The organism is Herbaspirillum huttiense, from assembly GCF_004367745.1.
GTDB classification, from domain to species: domain Bacteria; phylum Pseudomonadota; class Gammaproteobacteria; order Burkholderiales; family Burkholderiaceae_D; genus Herbaspirillum; species Herbaspirillum huttiense.
In genome coordinates, this window is the sequence record NZ_CP037993.1 from 590,339 (window position 1) to 608,380 (window position 18,042).

The following is an 18,042-nucleotide window of genomic DNA, read 5'->3' on the forward strand; positions in this document are numbered from 1 at the left end:
TTAATCCGAAGACATACCTATGACCACCAAGAAAATCATCTGTGTTGTGGGCACGCGCCCTGAAGCCATCAAGATGGCACCGATCATCTTGGCGCTGCGCGCCGATCCGGCTTTCGACGTCAAGGTACTGGCGACCGCGCAGCACCGCCAGATGCTGGATCAGGTTCTCAATGTGTTCGGCATCACTCCGGACATTGATTTCAACATCATGCGACCGAACCAGGCGCTGACTGCACTGACAGCTCGCTTGCTGCAGGCCTTCGATGAAGTGCTGCTGCAAGAGAAGCCGGACGTGGTACTTGCGCAAGGGGATACAACGACTGTGCTGACGGCTGCACTCGCATGCTTCTATCATCGCATCGATTTCGGGCACGTGGAGGCCGGTTTGCGTACCGGCGACATGCAGAATCCGTTCCCGGAAGAAATGAATCGGGTGGTGGCTGGTCGCCTCGCACGCTGGCACTTCGCGCCCACCGAAAGCTCACGCCAGAATCTGCTCAAGGAAGGTGTGCCTGACAACCAGATCTTCGTGACCGGCAATAGCGTGATCGATGCGCTGCATTCGGTCTCGTCGCGCCAGCCGGAAATCGGAATCGACCTGGACCAGTCCAAACGCTTGGTGCTCGTTACGGCGCACCGTCGTGAGAATTTCGGCAAGCCCTTCGAAGCCATTTGCAAGGCGGTCAAGGAATTGGTGAGAAAGAATCCGGATATCCAGGTCCTTTTCCCGGTTCATCCCAATCCCAATGTGCAGTCAGTGGTTCACGCCGAGCTGGCGGATGATCCGCGTATCATCCTGTCCCAGCCGCTGGATTACCTGCCGTTCGTGGGTGCCATGCAGCGTGCCTACCTGATCCTCACTGATTCGGGTGGCGTGCAGGAAGAGGCCCCGGCACTGGGCAAGCCGGTACTTGTATTGCGTCACGAAACCGAACGACCGGAAGCCGTGCATGCTGGTGTCGTCAAGCTCATCGGCCCCAATTACGACGCAATTCTGGAGAATGCACAGGCGCTGCTGGATGACGAGGCCTTGTATGCGTCGATGGCCAAGGGCGTGTCACCCTATGGCGATGGGCAGGCGGCGCGCCGTACTGTTGACGTCCTCAAGAGCTGAGGCAATGCCTAATCTGGTTTACCTTTCACCAGTGCCGCTGACAAGCTTTGCACAGCGGCCACACAAGTTCGTTGAGTGGTTTGGCAAGCGGCATGATGGAAAAATTCTTTGGGTTGATCCTTACCCGACGCGTTTGCCTCAGTGGTCTGATCTGAAGCGCAAGAAAGAAGCAGCAGTGACCTCGCCACAATCTCTGGCACCGCAAATGGAGTGTTTGTCGGTACGGGCATTGCCGCTGGAGCCACTGCCGATGCTGTCGAGGCTAAATGCTTCTGGATGGAAGCCCGTATTGTCCGCGGCGAGGAAGCTGCAGCAGGAAGACGATACGGTGCTCGTGCTCGGCAAACCATCTCTACTGGCATTGGAATTGCTGGGTCGCGGTGGATTCATTCGCAGCATCTACGACGCAATGGATGATTTTCCTGCGTTCTACTCTGGGTGGTCCCAGCGTTCGATGGCGCTCAAGGAGCAGGCCGTCGCCGCAAAGGTAGATGAGATCTGGGCTTCTTCTACTGAATTATGTTCGAAGTGGTCCCAGTTCAAACGGGTCGAATTTGTGCCAAATGCTTGCGACCAGAGCAAGCTGCCTGAGCCTGCAATACGCGTTCCCAAAAAACCTGTCCTTGGTTATGTGGGAACAATGGGCCCCTGGTTTGATTGGGAGATGCTTCTCTTGATCGCAAACGCACGTCCAGACCTCCCGGTCCATTTGGTTGGGCCTATTTTCAATCCGGCCTCGGTGCAGCTTCCCGCCAATATCGAATTTTTCCCGCCGTGCCGCCACGAAGAGGCGTTGGCTGTTATGAATTCGTTCGCTGTGGGACTCATTCCTTTCAAGCTCAATCGACTCACTAACGGCGTCGATCCCATTAAATATTACGAGTACCGCGCTTTGGGCCTGCCAGTTATTTCGTCTGCTTTCGGCGAAATGCGTGAGCATCGTCGCGATCCGGGGGTCTTCATCCTTGAGCCATCTCTGCCTGTGGGCTCGGTGCAGTCGCTGATTGGATCCGCGCTGGAATTCCCGGCATCTCCTGATAAGGTCCTCGGGTTCAGAGAAAAGAACTCATGGGACTATCGGTTTGATTTCGCCTTCAATGGAAACTCAGGCTAAAACTAGTATTGACAACTGTCGGGTGCCGAAAAAATTATTGATTTAAATTGTTAATGACGCGATTTTCATCATGGAAATAGCTAAGTGCAATCTTTCCGTTTTCCCATGATTCCGCTTTTGTGTGCAATTCAATGAAGCGGATATCTCTCGACACAGGGATCTGAATCTTCATGATTCTCGCCAGCGAAGGCAATACCTCAGAAATGACAGTCCTTTTCCCTGAGCTGTCGACAAGAACAAATTCTAGATGAACCGCAGGAAAAGCTCGCGTGTCCCACCTTGCAATAACCGGTTCGCGGGAGACATAAAGTGTAATTTTTCCGCTAATTCGCTGCGGCAACATGGTCAGCTTCTCACATTCGAGTGGGCGTGCTGCAACCGTCACCTTATATGGCTGTACCTCTGTCGAGGTGGTTGGACAGGTATGTCCAGCCGTAGCCTCAATCTTCCAGGTCAGGGTTGGACTACTGTTAAGGTAATGTGTGGCATAGCCATGCACCATCACTAATACAAGAGTACTTCCTCCCATGAGCATCAACATGCTCAACGCTCGGCCACGAACAATCTTCCAGCTGACGCTATCAGTCGAGTACAAGCTGGCAATGCCTATACAGAGCAGCGGTGCCAAAAGTATTCCGTAGCGGGCTTGTACTTCACCTGGTCCGATAAAGAATGCCAACAAGATCGCTGCAAAGATCACTCCCACCGTTGACCGAATACGAAGCGGGAGCTTGAACAGACCAACAAGCGCCAACGCGCAGTAGGTAACTGAAACGGCCCGGACAATCACAAACATATCTGTGCTGCGGGGGAGGTTTGGAGCACCTGCAATCAAATAGTCATCGGATGAGCCCAGTGCATTTGCAGTGGAGAAAAAGTAGTAGCCCTCTCCTTGAAAGACCGTCGCAATCTTGGTAGCCCAATAGGTCGGTCCGTTCCATATGCGAGCGAGGTCCTGGGTGATCAGGCCAATAAAGGCACTCAGGCGGAAGTCTGGTGCGAGATTGGGTAAGACGTACTGATTCCAGTTGTAGAGGTCGTCAAAGCCTCGGGGTGCTGTAACGCCACTTCCCGCGAGTGCAGCCAGAAGTCCGTTTGACTGAAGGCCGGTCATTCCGGCCCGTGTTGCCAATAGCTGCACGCCGGTCAGCGTGATGATGGAGGCAATTGCAGCCAACAGTAGATGCAACCGCTGCTTGCGTGCATTAGCAAGCGGAACAACGGCGACGACGAACAGCACCAGAATCGGCCCTACGCTTCGGAGTAATTCCATGCAGGTCAGAAGCAGTACTACGATCAACACGATGCGCTTGTCCGGCGCGCGGCACAGCCGTGCGATTGCTCCCAAGAAGACCAATTCCAAGACAATAACAAGATTGTCTGAGGTGGCAATGGTAGCCGAGAACCAGAACTCAGGATGAAAACAAAGGGCGATCGCGGCAATGAAACCCGCTTTGCTACCAGCTTCTCTACTTACGTACAGATAAATAAGAGCGATAGCGAGGATGTGGCAGACGCCGTTGAAAAGCTTGAGTGCAATGTAAGAGCCACTGCTGATCCATCCAAGGGGCAGTGTGTATAGCAATGACCGACGCCAGTAGGTCGCAAAGCCCGGTAGCCAGCTGCTCTCGCATTTTTTGCTCCAGTCCAGCAAGGACGAGGAATTCTGCACATGCTCTGCTCCGCACCTGAAGTACACTCCAAAGTCGCTGACCTGGTTGCTCTGTACGAACCAGCACCAAACAAGAATACCTAGACCCAGGAGCATCAAGGTGAATCGATGGCTGATGACTTCGGTACGAGGAGCGATCCACGCAACCAACGACAGGGTGAGAAGACAACTGAGTATCGTGGTCAGGCTCAGCCATGAAAACTGCAAGTTGACGATAACGGCAGATAGCAAGCAAAGCATCACCAGCGCTGTCAACAAACTGGCGTACCAATCAGATTTCGTTTGGACTTTGAATGTCATGCTTTAGCGTCATGTGATTGGCGCAGGAGATTGAACTTCGTGCTGCTTCGGTTGAATCCAAGCCTTGGCCTGTCATTGGCGGATCAAGGCTTGGCAGCGCAAAGTTGATCACTGTTAAGCATTGTCGCATGCCCCTGCTGGTCAAATTTGAAGACGGGGAGATGTGGGTAATCACAAATTTTGGAAGTCAACGTTACCTTGATGGATGAGAGGTCTTCCTCTAACGGTATCCGGTAGAACATCGAGGGCTGGTCGACAAAAACGATCCATTCGTTTTGAAAACCAAGTTTTTGTTTAAGGAAGCTGCCGCTGTTGTTCGACCACGGGGACAATCCAGTCAAGCCAATGATCCCCGCTGCAGGGGATCTCTGCAGCAAATCTCTGTGCTCTTCAATGGCATTGAGCATATTGCGGTTAGCCGTTGTCGCTTCCATATACCAAGCCGCGATCGACAGACGTGGTACCTCGTCGAGGTAGTTAATCCATGGGGGGATCGCTGTTGCCAACAACGCGATGGGCCAGGCGAGCCACACCGGTTTGATCAGAGACTTTCCTTGCAGATGAATTGCAATCACTGCGGCCAGTAGCGCGGCAAACCAGGGAAGCCAAGCGAAGACTCTGTACGAAAAGAGATGGTTGGCCAGCAACGCATACGGCAATGCAAGCAAAACGATCATAACAGCGAAGACCATGACCTCGAGGCGTCGGTGGGTCGCGGTCAGCAGAAGGAGAACAAATGAAACTAAAGCTGCCAGCGAATACCAATAAGCGTATTCAACCGTCAGCGTCTGGAATGAATTCAGGAGGACAGATGGGTTGAAACTGACCCCGTAGCTTGCGTCGGACGCGATCTGCCCAGTGGCACCGGAAATAAACGGGTTTTTGATGAGGACGCTGAAGAGCACACTTATGGTTGCGACGCTCAGCAGGCTCACTGCCATCTTCTTGAGCCAATCCTTGTGGTCTCGATCAGCATTGCTCAAACGGAACTGTAGTGCCAAGTAAGCTAAAAGAATCAGAGGTGGCAGCAGAAAATCTTCCTTGGAAAATACCGATAATCCGTAACAGATGGTCGCGACCTGATCCATTCTGCGCGATAGCTTTTGCCAGCTATACATCATTGCAATCAGCACCAAGCAACCGAAGAAGTGGGACATGAGATTTGTAATCAATCCCAGATATTTTCCATGCTCGAAGGCCGAGGAGTGGCTGTAGCAAAAGATGCTGAAGGGTATGGCAATGAGCCAATGGATTCTGATGCGAAGGAGTTGCGCACAGAAAAAGAGAACCAATGGGGGAATTGCCACCGTCAGAACGTTCACCACCCCATAAGAAAAATTCGGCCCCAAGATGCCCATGACGGCCGCAAAATTGGTCGATACGGGCCGTTCCAGGAACCAGCTGAGGCGCTCGCTACCGGCACCCAACACCAAGTAGTCGTCCTGATGCAGAGGTGACAGCATGTTTGGGGTCATCACGAAGTTGATGATCCAATAAACACACGCACAGACCGTCAGATACAGGATGAATGTTGACGATGACGGGGTGAAGGGACGTTGGTCGTCCGAGAGCGAAGCGTGCATTTATGATCCGACGCGTCTTCTGTGGACGCAAGAAGAGTTGGAGCGGCCTGGTGAAGCTTGTGCCGCTTGCTGAAGCGCTGATGAAGAGCCGTTGGTGTTCTTGGTAGCAGACTTCAACTTTGTTTTGAAAGCGATAGAAACTCGTCGTAATTTCTTATGTAATCACCTTCGTCATAAGTGTCTGACGCGAGCACAAGGCAGATGGAGCCGGGATCAAAATTGATTTCCGCGGCCCAGATCATGGGCGGAATATGCAGGCCCTTCCATGGACGGTTAAGGTGAACAGTTGCTTGGAATTCCCCATCGTCTACGGCTACGTCGAAACTCCCCGAAAGGCAGATCAAAAATTGGTGCAATTGACGGTGGGCGTGAGCCCCCCGGCTTTCCTCTGTCGGGACGTCATAAAGGTAAAAAACCCGCTTGATATCGAAAGGTAGATGCTTGCTTCCCTCTAAGAAAGTAAGGTTGCCACGTGGATCAGTGATTTTGGGAAGGGCAAAAACCTTGCAGTCGTTAATTGTCGATTTTTTCATGATCCGCAGAGGCGCGAAAAATATGTTTGGTTAAGAAATACATGATGGGAACTGATATTGCCATGACGAGCACGGGAGCAAGTTCGCGAGGGACTTTTAAAAGATCCACGAACATCCATATTAGACCTAGTCCCAGTACGTAGTTGACCGCGTAAGTTAGCGGATAAAAGGTCGCGCTACGCAGTCCAGCTCGCTGCTTGAATACCCAATACGTATTCAGTAGATATCCGAAACATATGCCCGCAACAAAAGTGACGGTATATGCCCAAGTGTAAGGAATGAGCCTTAATAGCCCGAGGTATCCGAGATATGTAACCCCCGTGTTGAGCAATCCAGCGATAAAAAAACGCGAAAATGCCATATCACCAAACTTCGTCAATTACGGTCTCTGGGCGCTTGTTTGTTTCGTCGAATACGCGCCACAAATACTCTCCGATAATGCCCAGCATTACGATAATCAAACCGAGCAAAAAGGTGACCAATGCAACAACTGTTGCAAACCCCTCTACGGGGATTTGATGAAACAGCGCACTGATTACCACAGCGATCCCATAAATAAAGCTACCGCTGGCGACAACTGCGCCAACACCGGAGATCAGCCGTATTGGCTTGATGGAGAACCCGAGCATGACGTCCAGAAATGCAGTGAACTTCTTTGCGAAAGTCCATCCTGATTTTCCATGTTCTCGTGCGGGGCGATGGTAGTGAATTACTTCAGGCTTATACCCTAGCCAGTAAGCCAGCAAAGGGGTAAAGACGCTTTTCGCGCTATTGACCATGTGTGGAAGGAATGCTTTATCCATGAGCGCCATGTCATAGCCGCCCTCCGGGTAATCAGCAATCACCAGAGACTTGAGCAATTTGTAGTAGATCTTGGAATAAATCTTTGACACTACAGGATCGTCGCGCGCAATTCTCTCGCAGATGATGAATTTCGATCCTTGGCGCCATTTTTCAACCATCTCGAGAATCAAGCTCGGAGGATCCTGTAGATCCGCTGCCACGATCATAAAGGCATCCCCAGTCACGAACTTGAAGCCCGTTTTCGAGCAGTGAACCGCCCCGAAATTTCGCGTAAGTTTCACAACCTTGGTAAGCGGACGCCGATGGTTCTTGAAATCCAAAATTTTGGCAAGCGAGTCGTCTTTCGATCCATCGTCCACAAAGATCAGTTCCAGTTGCACAGATCGTGCAAGCAAGGCCTCCTCGATCTTCGTTAGCTCATCAAAGAGCCGCGGCAAACTTCCTGAATTGAAGTAGACGGGGACGACAATGGAGAGTGTCTTGAAGGTGGTCATTGTTGCAGTTTTAACTCGTAGTATTCGTGAACCATTCCGCCTCCACCGAATTCGGATTTGAAGCGATACAGGCCATCGTTGAGGATCGTTCCCGCCTCTTCGTTGCTCGTTCCGAAATCGAAGTAGCGACAGTTTGCCAGCCTAGCCTCTTCGATTATCGACTCGAAGACCGCGTCCAAGGCTGATACCGAATATCCTGCTTCGCTGGAAGCGATATACTGAGCATGCCATGTAGTGGCTGATCGGAACAGCACTACGCCGGCTGCAACTTTTTCTTCCAATATGGCTGCACGTATCAGAATATCTTTGGGGAATTGCTGTGCAAGAAATTTAAGTTCAGCTATCGAATGGACAGGTTTTGCGCCGTGTTTTTTTTCCAGATTTGCCTCAAGTACGTGCCAGAGCTCTTCTGCATACTCAATGCCGGCCACTACCCGTACGACGCGCGAGGCTTTTTTCAAACCCCGTTTTCTACGGTCGCTCGTAGGGCGGCGGTATGTGAGATCTATGGTGGAGGACAAGTCACAGCGAACACGTGTTGCTCCAATGCGAAATAAAGCGTAAAGATCATCCTGCGATGGCACTCGTGCATAAATATACGGTAGAGGCTTGTACTGAAATCTGCTGTAGCCGCAGGCACGAAAGTCTTCAGCTAACAGCAACATCGCCTCAATCATTCGCTCGCCAGTGAGCCATCCGTGATGTACCAGCCCCCCATATGTAACTCCTGGGTGGCTGGTGACGATATCGGTCCTTCCGGGAGCGCTGGCAGCGGGTAATACTCCTACCAGTTTGGCGTCGTCATATATCAATCGGGACTGGTCGATAAAACGGTCGCCGTGGTAGTTGAGGAAGCGTCGGGTATGCAAGATGGTCGCATTATCAGCTGATGCGCACCAAGTGTCCCATTGCTCTTCCATCTCCGGGGTATAGGCAACAACGCGGATGCTCATTTGTTCAATTCTGCCAAGCCAAAACCGGTGCCGCCAAAGTCGTTGCCATTGTAGAAGCAATACGTTTTACCGTCGATGTCCAGCACCGCACCGTATTCAATTGATTCACTATCCCAGCCGGAATTAGACGTATCCAACCCCAGTTCGGCATCCTTTCGGATCCAATGGATACCGTCTGCTGATTCAGCGTAACCCATCCTGTATCCACGCGGATTCTTCTTTCGAATGCTATAAAACATTTGATAGAGGCCATCTCGGAAGATAATGTAGGGACGACCGAAACCATGTTCACTATTGGGCTCGACCTTCATAATGCACTGTCCCTGCGCTGGCCAGTTAATCCCATCTTGTGATTCTGCGTATCGAAGGTCATAGACGGGCATGAGTTTTCCGTCGATTTCTTCCCACTCGCTTCCCCCGACGTACCACATCTTGTACAAGCCGTTTTCAGGCGGGAGCACAAAGGTGCCGCACCGGAAATGCATTTCTTGATCAGAGCGCTCAAGAATCGGCGTTGTCTTGGCTTTCGAAAATTTGGTTCCGTCTTCGCTGAACGCTAGCCCCGTCAATAGTCTGTAGCGGATGTGGTGGCATAGTTCAAACCCGACGTAATACATGAGCCACCGACCATCTGTCTGGCGAATGACGGTCGTTTGGAACACCCCATTGTCATCAAACGCACCGGCGCTTCCTACATCTAGCACGGGCTCTTTGGATACATTCAAAACCTGCGTCAGATCGTTTCGTTTTAAGTCGACAAACCCGATGCGCCCTACATTCTGATCGTCGCGACATTGAATATAAACGCGCACATTACCATCGTCGAGAAAAACGGGGGTAGGGCAGGACGCATATTTTCTTGCCCACCAAAGTGTTCCGTCGGGTTCCCAAACCTTGCCCAGTTTCTTCCACTGCATGCTCATGTTCCCACCTTGAAGAATCGTAATGGCGTCACCCGTGCTGGTTCGGGAGATTCCACCTTGTACAGCTTGTTGGCCTCCGTGTCGGAGATCAGCGTGACCGACGGTCCGATCCAGTTATCCTGGCCTACGCTCAGATTGTTGCCCAATGTGGCGTTGACGCCCATAAAGGTGTTGGCCCCCACCTTGCAAAAGCCCGAAACCACGACATGGGAAGAAATGAAGCAGTTATCCTCGATCTCGCTGTGATGGCCGATGTGATTGCCACTCCACAACACGACATTGTTGCCTATTTTTGCAAATGCCTGGACGGTGTTGTCTTCGAAGATGAAGCAGTGCTCGCCCAAACTGACGTTAGGCCAGACGAAGGCACGACTGCTGATATAGCTGGCAGGACGATAGCCCTTGTCTTTCATGGCCTGATAGAGGCGTGTCCGCAGGCGATTGAGCTTGGTATAGACAAGTGCGGCATAGAATTCGACTTCCGATGGCGGAAAGCGCTGTTCGAGTTCCTCAACTGCAACGACAGGCAAACCGAACAGTGTGCTCTTGCTCAGGTAGGCGGCCTCTACCGCGAACGCTACCACCTCATAGGCGGAATCGTGAGTGAAATACTCGTAGGCGACCTCGGCAAACGCACTGTCGCCGACGATGACGAGCTTACGGGTTTTGGTCATCGGGCGTTCCTATGGACGATGGATGAGGATATCTTCGCGACGGTTGGCCATTGGCAGCGATGGATGCTGCGGCAAGATATAGGCATCGAAGCCTTGGGTACGAGCGCGTTGGACGATGGCCATGACGACTGCATCGTCAATCTGGTCATGCTCGACCTGATTGAAATGGACGACGGGAAGGTCGTCTGTCTTCATGAATTCCTGGTGAAAGCGAATGCCTGTTTCACTTGCAAAGAATCGTTTTCGTTTCGAGATGTTGGGTATGTCTCCGATCAACATCTGGCCGCCTGGCGCCAGCAGCGAGAGAGATGTGTCCAGAAAGCGGAAAAAGGCCGTGTCCACAAGCACGTAGTGAAGCACGCTGTAGCAGAGAATGACATCGAAGCTGCCCTGATTGGGTTCGATCAGGTCAGGGCAGTTCGGATAGAGCGCCGCAACCTTGCTGGTGGTTGACGTGTCGGGCAGCAGGTCGAGCATCTCCTGATTGTCTACCAGCGTAAGCGCATGCCGCTGACGTTCACAGAGGTCGATCAGCATCAGCGGCAAGTCGCTGCATCCCGGACCAATATCGAGTACTTTCTTGTTCTCTGCGGAAAGGTGCAGCAGCTTGCTGCAGATATCGGCAAAAATCGCAGGCTCATAGCCTTCTCGATATGAGTTAGGAAAGCCAATTCGCTCGTACTTGGTAAGATTTTGATCGGCGGCCAAGCGGCGGAAGTCCTCAAAGCCAATGTTGGCGAATGGATTTTTGGATGACATTCAGTTCCTCAGATTTGGGAATGGGACCATGCATTGACTGCGTTGATCACCTGCGTGATTTCCTCGTCGGTCATTTCCGGATAGCACGGCAAGGTCAGGATATCGTTGGCCAAGGCCTCGGTATTGGGCAGAATGATCAGATCAGTCTCACCTTTGAGGATAGGCTGCTGATGATCGGGAACAGGATAATGAATCTCGGAGGAAATACCTTGCTCCTGAAGATGACTGCGCAGCGCGTCGCGGCCCTTTGTCTTGATGACATAAAGATGCGCTACATAATTCTTTCCAAAGGCGCTCGGTAGCACTACTGCCGGGTGTTTGATTTTTTCTCCGTAGGACTGGGCAATATGGCGACGTCGCTCGTTCCACGTGTCCAGCAAGGGCAGGAAGCCGAGCAGGATGGCAGCCTGCAGCTCATCCAGGCGACTGTTGCGTGCGCCTGGCAGTTCGACGTTGTATTTGCTGCTCCAGCCATATTGACGCAGCCGCGACACGGCAGCTGCGAGGCTATCGTCATTGCTTACCACGGCGCCGCCATCGCCAAGCGCACCAAGGTTTTTGGTCGGATAAAAACTGAAGCACGCCATGTCCCCAAAGCTGCCGACCTTCTTGCCGTCAATCTCTGCGCCATGTGCCTGCGCGCAGTCCTCGATGACCTTGATGCCAGCAGCGCGGCATGATTTGACGATCTTGCTGATTTCCGGGACAGCCAGGCCATAAAGGTGAGTGACCACGATGACTTTGACATTGGCAGCAATGGCGCGTGCAACTTCGGATTCGTTGACCAGCATGCTAGCTGGGGAAACATCCATGAAAAAAGGTCTTGCGCCTGTAGCGCGCATGGCCAGTGTGGTGTACATCCCGGCGTTGGCCACTGTTGCCACGGAGTCGCCGGGTTGCACGCCCGCCGCGCGCAACGCCAGCTCCAGCGCATCGGTGCCATTGGCCACTGAGACGCAATGCGAGACACCGACATAGCCTGCAAACGCAGCCTCGAACTCCTTGACCTCGGGGCCGAGCACCAACCACGCGCGATCTAAAACGCGGGCGATTGCGGCGTCAATGATGGATCGCGACTGAGTGATGTGCGCTTGAAGATTGTTAATTAGCATAGGAGTTGTTTGATGTGAGCTGTACTGGTCGGCCTTAACACACTAGCGGTCGTTCCGGCAATGTTTTTTCTAATTTTGCCGGCGAGCCGTGATTGGTTTGCCTTACCCCGGAGAATTCTAGGTACTAGGACGCTTGAGAAGCGCGCAGTCGAATGCAAAAAAATCACATCGTAATGATTTTTTTGCTCATCTCATTTGCAATGAGCTTTTTATCGCTAATCGGCATTTTCCAAGCTCGCGCAGTATATCTCTTTAGGCTTTCCTCACCAAATGTTGCATTCACAGCTTGTTAAGCAAGACAGATAAATAAAGTCCCCATTGGCTCCATCTCGGTCGTCGGAATACGCCTGATCGGCGCAGGTAAAAGAGACGTTTGAGCAAATGGCCTGAGCGCGCTTGCTTGAAATCATCGAAGATTCGGCGATTGAGTGGCGACATCGCGGGGGCTGCTGCATGCAATGTTGCTATATGACTCTCGTGCCACTTTTTGTAGTTGCCATGAAGCATTTTTCTCAGGCGGGCCAGATTGGCGCGCCAGGTGATGTTCTGGCCTGCGGCGTTGTGTCCGTGCTGGCGGTACTGAACAGTGGACACGGAATCGTAAACCACTTGACCATCAAGTGCCGTGATGAGCAGATAGGTCCACCAATCGTGCGAAACGATGGGGGAAACCGGTCGGAATTGGCGCAATTGCTTCAGCGCAGCCCGATTGAAAAGCATGGTATTGCCCCCGCCGATGCTTTGAACAAGTGCGTTACGCAGGCATGGTTGATGGCTGAACAAGCGCGATTGTCCACAGGGGGCACCGGTCGCATCTATGTATGTGGTCCGGGCGAAATAAAGCGCGGGACGCTGCGAGGGCTGGCTTTGAATGGCGGAGAGGGCTCGCGCCAGCTTGTTCGGCTCCCAGATGTCGTCTTGGTCCGCGAAGGCGTAGAAATCAGCCTCATCACTGCATTGTTGGATCAAGGACATGAAGTTTTCGGCGAAGCCTTGTCTCGGGCCATTCTGGATATGCAGTTGCTGACGGCGTGTGCTCGCAAAATTGACGAGCTTGTTCAGTGTGTCGTCGGTTGAGCCGTCATCCGAAACAGATAAGCTCCAATTCGAGTGGGTTTGTTCGGCGATTGAGTCGAGCTGTTCATCCAGGTAGCGGCTGCCGTTGAACGTACACATCAGGATGGCGACAGAGGGGGAATCAACGCTCTGGCCATGGGGAGCAGTAGATCGGTCAGGGACGGCTGTCTGCATTGAGCAACGGCTCCGGAAGGCTGATAAAGATGCCGTGGAATTGGCAACAGGAAAGGCGAAATTATAAAAGGATAAGGGGTCGATATAAAAGGACAAGAGGAATGGGCAGATTTAAGGAGTACAATCCGCCGTACTTTTTGGCCTCTGCTTGACCGCGGATTAGCCGATGGGTTGATCTCCAGACTTTCATCTTCTTATGGCATCACTGCTCATCAGTTTCCTTTTGTCAGCTGTTTTGACCCTTCTCGTCATACGCCATGCACACTTGCATGACCATGTTCTGGATTCCGATCTATCTGGTGTACAAAAAGTGCATATGCATGCCGTGCCGCGCATTGGTGGGCTTTGCATCTTCCTGGCCGTGGTGGTGGCCTCGGGAGTGTCGGCTTGGCGCCTGAGCAGTGTCGCAAGGGAAATCATGCTCCTGCTGGCCTGCGCCACCATTGCCTTCAGCGGAGGCATCTGGGAGGACTTCACCAAGCGGGTCAGTGCTACCCGACGCTTGTTGCTCACGCTGGCTGCGGCCGTCGCCGGCTACTTTCTGCTCCATGCCAAAATCGATCGCATCGACCTTTTCTATGAGGTATGGCACCTGAAGTATTTTTGGCTGATGCTCCCGTTCACTGCACTGGCAGTGGCCGGGATCGCCAACGCCATCAATATCATTGACGGCTTCAACGGGCTGGCCAGCGTGGTAAGCCTGTTCATTTTGTTGTCACTGGGCTATGTTGCCTTGCAGGTCAACGATTCCTTCGTATTGATCATGGCGCTCGTGACGGCCGGTGCGGTAGCGGGTTTCTTTATCTGGAATTTCCCGGCAGGCCTGATCTTCATGGGTGACGGTGGTGCCTACTTCCTGGGGTTCGTGATCGGCGAACTCGCCGTACTCCTGGTGGCGCGCAATCCTGAGGTATCGACCTGGTATCCCGCACTTCTCCTCATCTACCCGTGCTTCGAAACGCTTTTTTCTGCGTATCGACGTTTTTTCCTTCGAGGGCAGTCTCCCGGATTGCCTGATGGCATTCATTTGCACAGTCTGATTTTCAGGCGACTTGTATTGTGGGCGGTCGGTCGTCGCGATGCGCGAGCCATCACCCATCGCAACTCATTGACTTCCCCTTATCTGTGGCTTTTGTCCCTGATGGCAGTCTTGCCGGCCACCCTGTTGTGGCGGCAGTCCTTGGCACTCATGCTGTGTTGCGTTATCTTTGTTGTCGTTTATGTATGGCTCTACCTCCGCATCATCCGCTTCCGTTCGCCTCGCTGGTTGATTCTGCGAAACAAGGAATAACTAATTTTTGAGCGTGTATCCCATGATCCATTCGAGCATCTTCAAAGCCTACGACATCCGCGGCATCATCGACAAAACCCTGGACGACCAGGTCGCCTTCCAGATCGGCCAGGCCTTCGGTGCAGCCGCCCTGGCCAAGGGCCAGAAGAAGGTCGTGATCGGGCGCGATGGCCGGCTCTCGGGCCCCTCGCTGTCGGCCGCGCTGGCCAAGGGTTTGCAGGCGGTCGGGGTGGATGTGATCGATCTCGGCATGGTCGCCACGCCGATGGTCTATTTCGGCACCCACGTGCTGGACACGCAGTCCGGCATCATGGTCACCGGCAGCCACAATCCGCCGGACTACAACGGTTTCAAGATGGTGCTGGCCGGTGAAGCCATCCACGGCGAGACCATCCAGGGCCTGTACCAGGCCATCGTCAAGGGCGAATTCCCGCAGGGTGCCGGCAACTACAGTACGCATGACATCAAGGCCGCCTACATCGCCCGCATGATTTCGGACGTCAAGCTGGCCCGTCCCCTGAAGATCGCCGTGGACTGCGGCAACGGCGTGGCCGGCGCCTTTGCCGGTGAAATCTATCGCGCGCTGGGCTGTGAAGTCACCGAGCTGTTCTGCGAAGTGGATGGCAATTTCCCCAACCACCACCCCGACCCGGCTCATCCGGAAAACCTGCAGGACTTGATCCGCTGCCTGCAGGAAACCGACAACGAACTCGGCCTGGCCTTCGATGGCGACGGTGACCGCCTCGGCCTGGTGACCAAGGATGGCCAGATCATCTACCCGGACCGCCAGCTGATGCTCTTCGCCGAAGACGTGCTGACCCGCAACCCGGGCAAGGAAATCCTGTACGACGTCAAGTGCACCCGCCACCTGGCGCCCTGGATCACCGCACGCGGCGGCCAGCCGCTGATGTGGAAGACCGGCCACTCGCTGGTCAAGGCCAAGCTGCGCGAAACCGGTGCGCCGCTGGGCGGCGAGATGAGCGGCCACATCTTCTTCAAGGACCGCTGGTTCGGTTTCGACGACGGCCTCTACGCCGGCGTGCGCATGCTGGAACTGATGGCCCGCCAGAGCGATCCGTCGGCCGTGCTCAACGCCCTGCCGCAATCGGTCAGCACCCCGGAACTGCAACTGAAGCTGCAGGAAGGCGAGAACTTCGCGCTCATCGGCAAGCTGCAAAGCGATGCCAGGTTCGAGGGTGCCCAGGACATCATCACCATCGACGGCCTGCGCGTGGAGTACGCCGACGGCTTCGGCCTGGCCCGTTCCTCCAACACCACGCCGGTGGTGGTGCTGCGTTTCGAGGCCGAGACGCCCGAGGCACTGGAGCGCATCCAGGGCGAATTCCGCAAGGTCATCCTGGCCGCGCGTCCTGATGTGACACTGCCGTTCTGATGGGCCGATGAGGTAAGATGCTGGCCCACCAATAAAGTCACGCCAACGTGGGTCAGCCTTGAACATTCTTATCGTCCGTGTCTCCTCGCTGGGAGACGTCGTCCACAACATGCCGATGGTGGCGGACATCCATCGTCATTTCCCCGCGGCCCAGATCGACTGGGTGGTCGAAGAGGGCTACACCAGTCTGGTCGGCCTCAATCCCCACGTCCGCAAGATCATCCCCATCGCCCTGCGGCGCTGGCGCAAGACCCTGTTCGCGGCGGCCACGCGCGCCGAGATCGGGGCATTCCGGCGGGAGCTGCAGGCCGAGCGCTATGACCTCGTGTTCGATACCCAGGGCCTGCTCAAGACCAGCGTCGTGATGCGCATGGCGCGCCTGGCACCGCAGGGCCGCCGCATCGGCCTGGCCAATGCGACCGAAGGCTCGGGATATGAACCAATCTCCCGCATTTTCCATGACCAGAGCATCCCGGTCGGCCTGCGCACGCATGCCGTCACCCGCGCCAGGCTGGTCGCGGCGGCTGCGCTGGGCTATCAGCTGGAAGGTCAGCCCGACTTTGCCCTGCAGCCGCCGGAGCCGGCGCGCTGGGCCTGGATGCCGGAGCAGCCGTATGTCGTTTTCTTCCACGGTACCGCCCGCGCCGCCAAGCAGTGGCCGCAGGCGCAGTGGATCAAGCTGGGCCAGGCCCTGGCCGAGCGCGGATTGCAGATCCTGCTGCCCTGGGGCAGTGCCCGCGAGCAGGAGGCGGCACGCCAGCTGGCGGCCGGCATTCCCGGTGCCACCGTGCTGCCGGCGCTGCCGATGATGCAGGCCGTGGCCCTGGTGCAGCAGGCGCGGCTGGTGGTCGGACTCGATACCGGCCTGACCCACATCGCTGCCGCCTATGGCAAGCCGACGATCGAACTCTACTGTGACTCGCCGCGCTGGAAGACCGAGGGCAACTGGTCGCCGGCGATCATCAACCTGGGCGATCTGGGCGCGCCGCCGTCCGAAGAGGATGTGTTGAAGGCTGCGCTGGGCCTGCTGGCCTGAGTTTGATTGCCCCTTGGGGCGGACTTGGGTATGCGTTGAAGCAGATCAAACGCCCCGTTCAAAGCATCAACTTTGCGTAACAAGCCGCATCCGGCCTGCTTTCCAGGCGTGCCAGAGCCGCCGGGTTGGCCACACGGGCAGAGCGCTTGCGGGCATAATACGCGCCATGGAATCGCAAATTATCGAGATTGGCCTGACCGAATGGCAGGTCGAGTATCCCAATCAGGACTGGATCACTGCGCTGGAAGCCGGCAAGGTGCTGTACTTCCCGCAGCTGGCTTTCCAGTTGATGGACTCCGAGCGCAAGCTGCTGGATCCGGCCGTGCGCGCGCCCAAGTCGCGCAACATCAGTCTGGACGCACGCGGACACATCAAGGGTGCCGCCGGCGGCACCGAGCAGCAGCTGGCTCTGGCCGCGATGATTGGCCGCTTCCGCGAGCAGGCGTTGTCGCTGGTGCATACCTTGTTGCCCAAATACCGCGATGCCTTGCGCATTGCCCCGACCAGCTATCGCCCGATGCAGGTGGAGACGCGTGCCCAGTCGTGGCGTGCCGATGACCGCCGCATGCACGTGGACGCTTTTCCTTCGCGGCCCAATTACGGCGAACGCATCCTGCGCGTCTTTACCAATGTGAATCCCGATGGCGTGCCGCGCGTCTGGCGCGTGGGTGAGCCTTTCGAGACTGTGGCGCAGCGCTTTTTGCCGCGTGCCAAACCTTATGTGCGCTGGCAGGCCAGCGTGCTCAAGGCGCTGCATGTGACCAAGTCCTTCCGTAGCGAATACGATCACCTCATGCTGCAATTGCATGACGGCATGAAGGGCGACATGCAGTACCAGCAGGATGCCCAGCAGGTCACCATGCCCTTTGCCGCCGGCTCCGTCTGGATCTGCTTCTCGGACCAGGCCTCGCACGCGGTCATGTCGGGCCAGTACATGATGGAACAGACCCTGCACCTGGCACCGGACCAGCAATATGATCCGCAATCCAGTCCGCTGGCCATTCTGACGCGCCTGGTCGGCCATCCCCTGGTCTGA

The 18,042-nt window shown here is 54.8% G+C and carries 17 protein-coding genes; 6 read left to right on the forward strand and 11 right to left on the reverse strand.

Annotated elements, in window-relative coordinates:
- Positions 1-19: 19 nt before the first annotated feature.
- Together wecB and E2K99_RS02690 are read left to right on the forward strand one after the other, a co-directional pair.
- Positions 20-1,114, forward strand: a complete 1,095-nt coding sequence (gene wecB, locus E2K99_RS02685; RefSeq protein ID WP_134221259.1) for a non-hydrolyzing UDP-N-acetylglucosamine 2-epimerase — start codon at positions 20-22, stop codon at positions 1,112-1,114.
- 4 nt (positions 1,115-1,118) lie between these two features.
- Entirely contained in the window at positions 1,119-2,228 is a 1,110-nt protein-coding gene (locus E2K99_RS02690; protein ID WP_134221260.1) for a glycosyltransferase family protein, read from the forward strand.
- A 34-nt stretch (positions 2,229-2,262) separates the two neighbouring features.
- Here E2K99_RS02690 and E2K99_RS02695 read toward each other — a convergent pair whose 3' ends face one another.
- From E2K99_RS02695 to E2K99_RS02745, 11 genes are all read right to left on the reverse strand, one after another.
- Positions 2,263-4,200: an ArnT family glycosyltransferase gene (locus tag E2K99_RS02695; protein WP_134221261.1), complete on the reverse strand. Its 1,938-nt coding sequence runs from the start codon at positions 4,198-4,200 to the stop codon at positions 2,263-2,265.
- A gap of 83 nt (positions 4,201-4,283) precedes the next feature.
- Positions 4,284-5,783 (reverse strand): hypothetical protein, encoded by a 1,500-nt coding sequence (locus E2K99_RS02700; RefSeq protein ID WP_134221262.1) that lies wholly within the window; start codon positions 5,781-5,783, stop codon positions 4,284-4,286.
- A gap of 113 nt (positions 5,784-5,896) precedes the next feature.
- Complete coding sequence (locus E2K99_RS02705) at positions 5,897-6,316, reverse strand: sugar 3,4-ketoisomerase (protein WP_134221263.1); 420 nt, start codon at positions 6,314-6,316, stop codon at positions 5,897-5,899.
- A complete protein-coding gene (locus E2K99_RS02710) occupies positions 6,297-6,677 on the reverse strand; it encodes a GtrA family protein (RefSeq protein ID WP_134224011.1) in 381 nt (126 codons plus the stop codon). Before E2K99_RS02710 ends, E2K99_RS02705 begins: the two co-directional genes overlap by 20 nt.
- A 1-nt stretch (position 6,678) precedes the next feature.
- Positions 6,679-7,614, reverse strand: a complete 936-nt coding sequence (locus tag E2K99_RS02715; RefSeq protein WP_134221264.1) for a glycosyltransferase family 2 protein — start codon at positions 7,612-7,614, stop codon at positions 6,679-6,681.
- A complete protein-coding gene (locus E2K99_RS02720; protein ID WP_134221265.1) occupies positions 7,611-8,567 on the reverse strand; it encodes a GNAT family N-acetyltransferase in 957 nt (318 codons plus the stop codon). Before E2K99_RS02720 ends, E2K99_RS02715 begins: the two co-directional genes overlap by 4 nt.
- Positions 8,564-9,484 (reverse strand): glycoside hydrolase family protein, encoded by a 921-nt coding sequence (locus E2K99_RS02725; protein WP_134221266.1) that lies wholly within the window; start codon positions 9,482-9,484, stop codon positions 8,564-8,566. Before E2K99_RS02725 ends, E2K99_RS02720 begins: the two co-directional genes overlap by 4 nt.
- Positions 9,485-9,486: 2 nt before the next feature.
- A complete protein-coding gene (locus E2K99_RS02730; RefSeq protein WP_134221267.1) occupies positions 9,487-10,164 on the reverse strand; it encodes an acetyltransferase in 678 nt (225 codons plus the stop codon).
- A 9-nt stretch (positions 10,165-10,173) separates the two neighbouring features.
- Positions 10,174-10,923 carry a methyltransferase domain-containing protein gene (locus E2K99_RS02735; protein WP_134221268.1) on the reverse strand — a complete coding sequence of 250 codons (750 nt, stop codon included), beginning with the start codon at positions 10,921-10,923 and terminating at the stop codon, positions 10,174-10,176.
- A gap of 8 nt (positions 10,924-10,931) precedes the next feature.
- On the reverse strand, positions 10,932-12,035 hold the full coding sequence (locus E2K99_RS02740) for a DegT/DnrJ/EryC1/StrS family aminotransferase (protein ID WP_134221269.1): 1,104 nt from the start codon (positions 12,033-12,035) through the stop codon (positions 10,932-10,934).
- Positions 12,036-12,314: 279 nt separating this feature from the next.
- A complete protein-coding gene (locus E2K99_RS02745) occupies positions 12,315-13,286 on the reverse strand; it encodes a glycosyltransferase family 2 protein (protein ID WP_134221270.1) in 972 nt (323 codons plus the stop codon).
- Positions 13,287-13,482: 196 nt separating this feature from the next.
- On the opposite strand from E2K99_RS02745, the gene E2K99_RS02750 reads away from it, so the two are divergent.
- From E2K99_RS02750 to E2K99_RS02765, 4 genes are all read left to right on the forward strand, one after another.
- On the forward strand, positions 13,483-14,577 hold the full coding sequence (locus E2K99_RS02750; protein ID WP_134221271.1) for an MraY family glycosyltransferase: 1,095 nt from the start codon (positions 13,483-13,485) through the stop codon (positions 14,575-14,577).
- Between the two features lie 22 nt (positions 14,578-14,599).
- A complete protein-coding gene (locus E2K99_RS02755) occupies positions 14,600-15,970 on the forward strand; it encodes a phosphomannomutase/phosphoglucomutase (RefSeq protein WP_134221272.1) in 1,371 nt (456 codons plus the stop codon).
- A 58-nt stretch (positions 15,971-16,028) separates the two neighbouring features.
- Positions 16,029-17,006 (forward strand): lipopolysaccharide heptosyltransferase I, encoded by a 978-nt coding sequence (gene waaC, locus E2K99_RS02760; protein WP_134221273.1) that lies wholly within the window; start codon positions 16,029-16,031, stop codon positions 17,004-17,006.
- 166 nt (positions 17,007-17,172) lie between these two features.
- A complete protein-coding gene (locus tag E2K99_RS02765; protein ID WP_034338000.1) occupies positions 17,173-18,042 on the forward strand; it encodes a Kdo hydroxylase KdoO in 870 nt (289 codons plus the stop codon).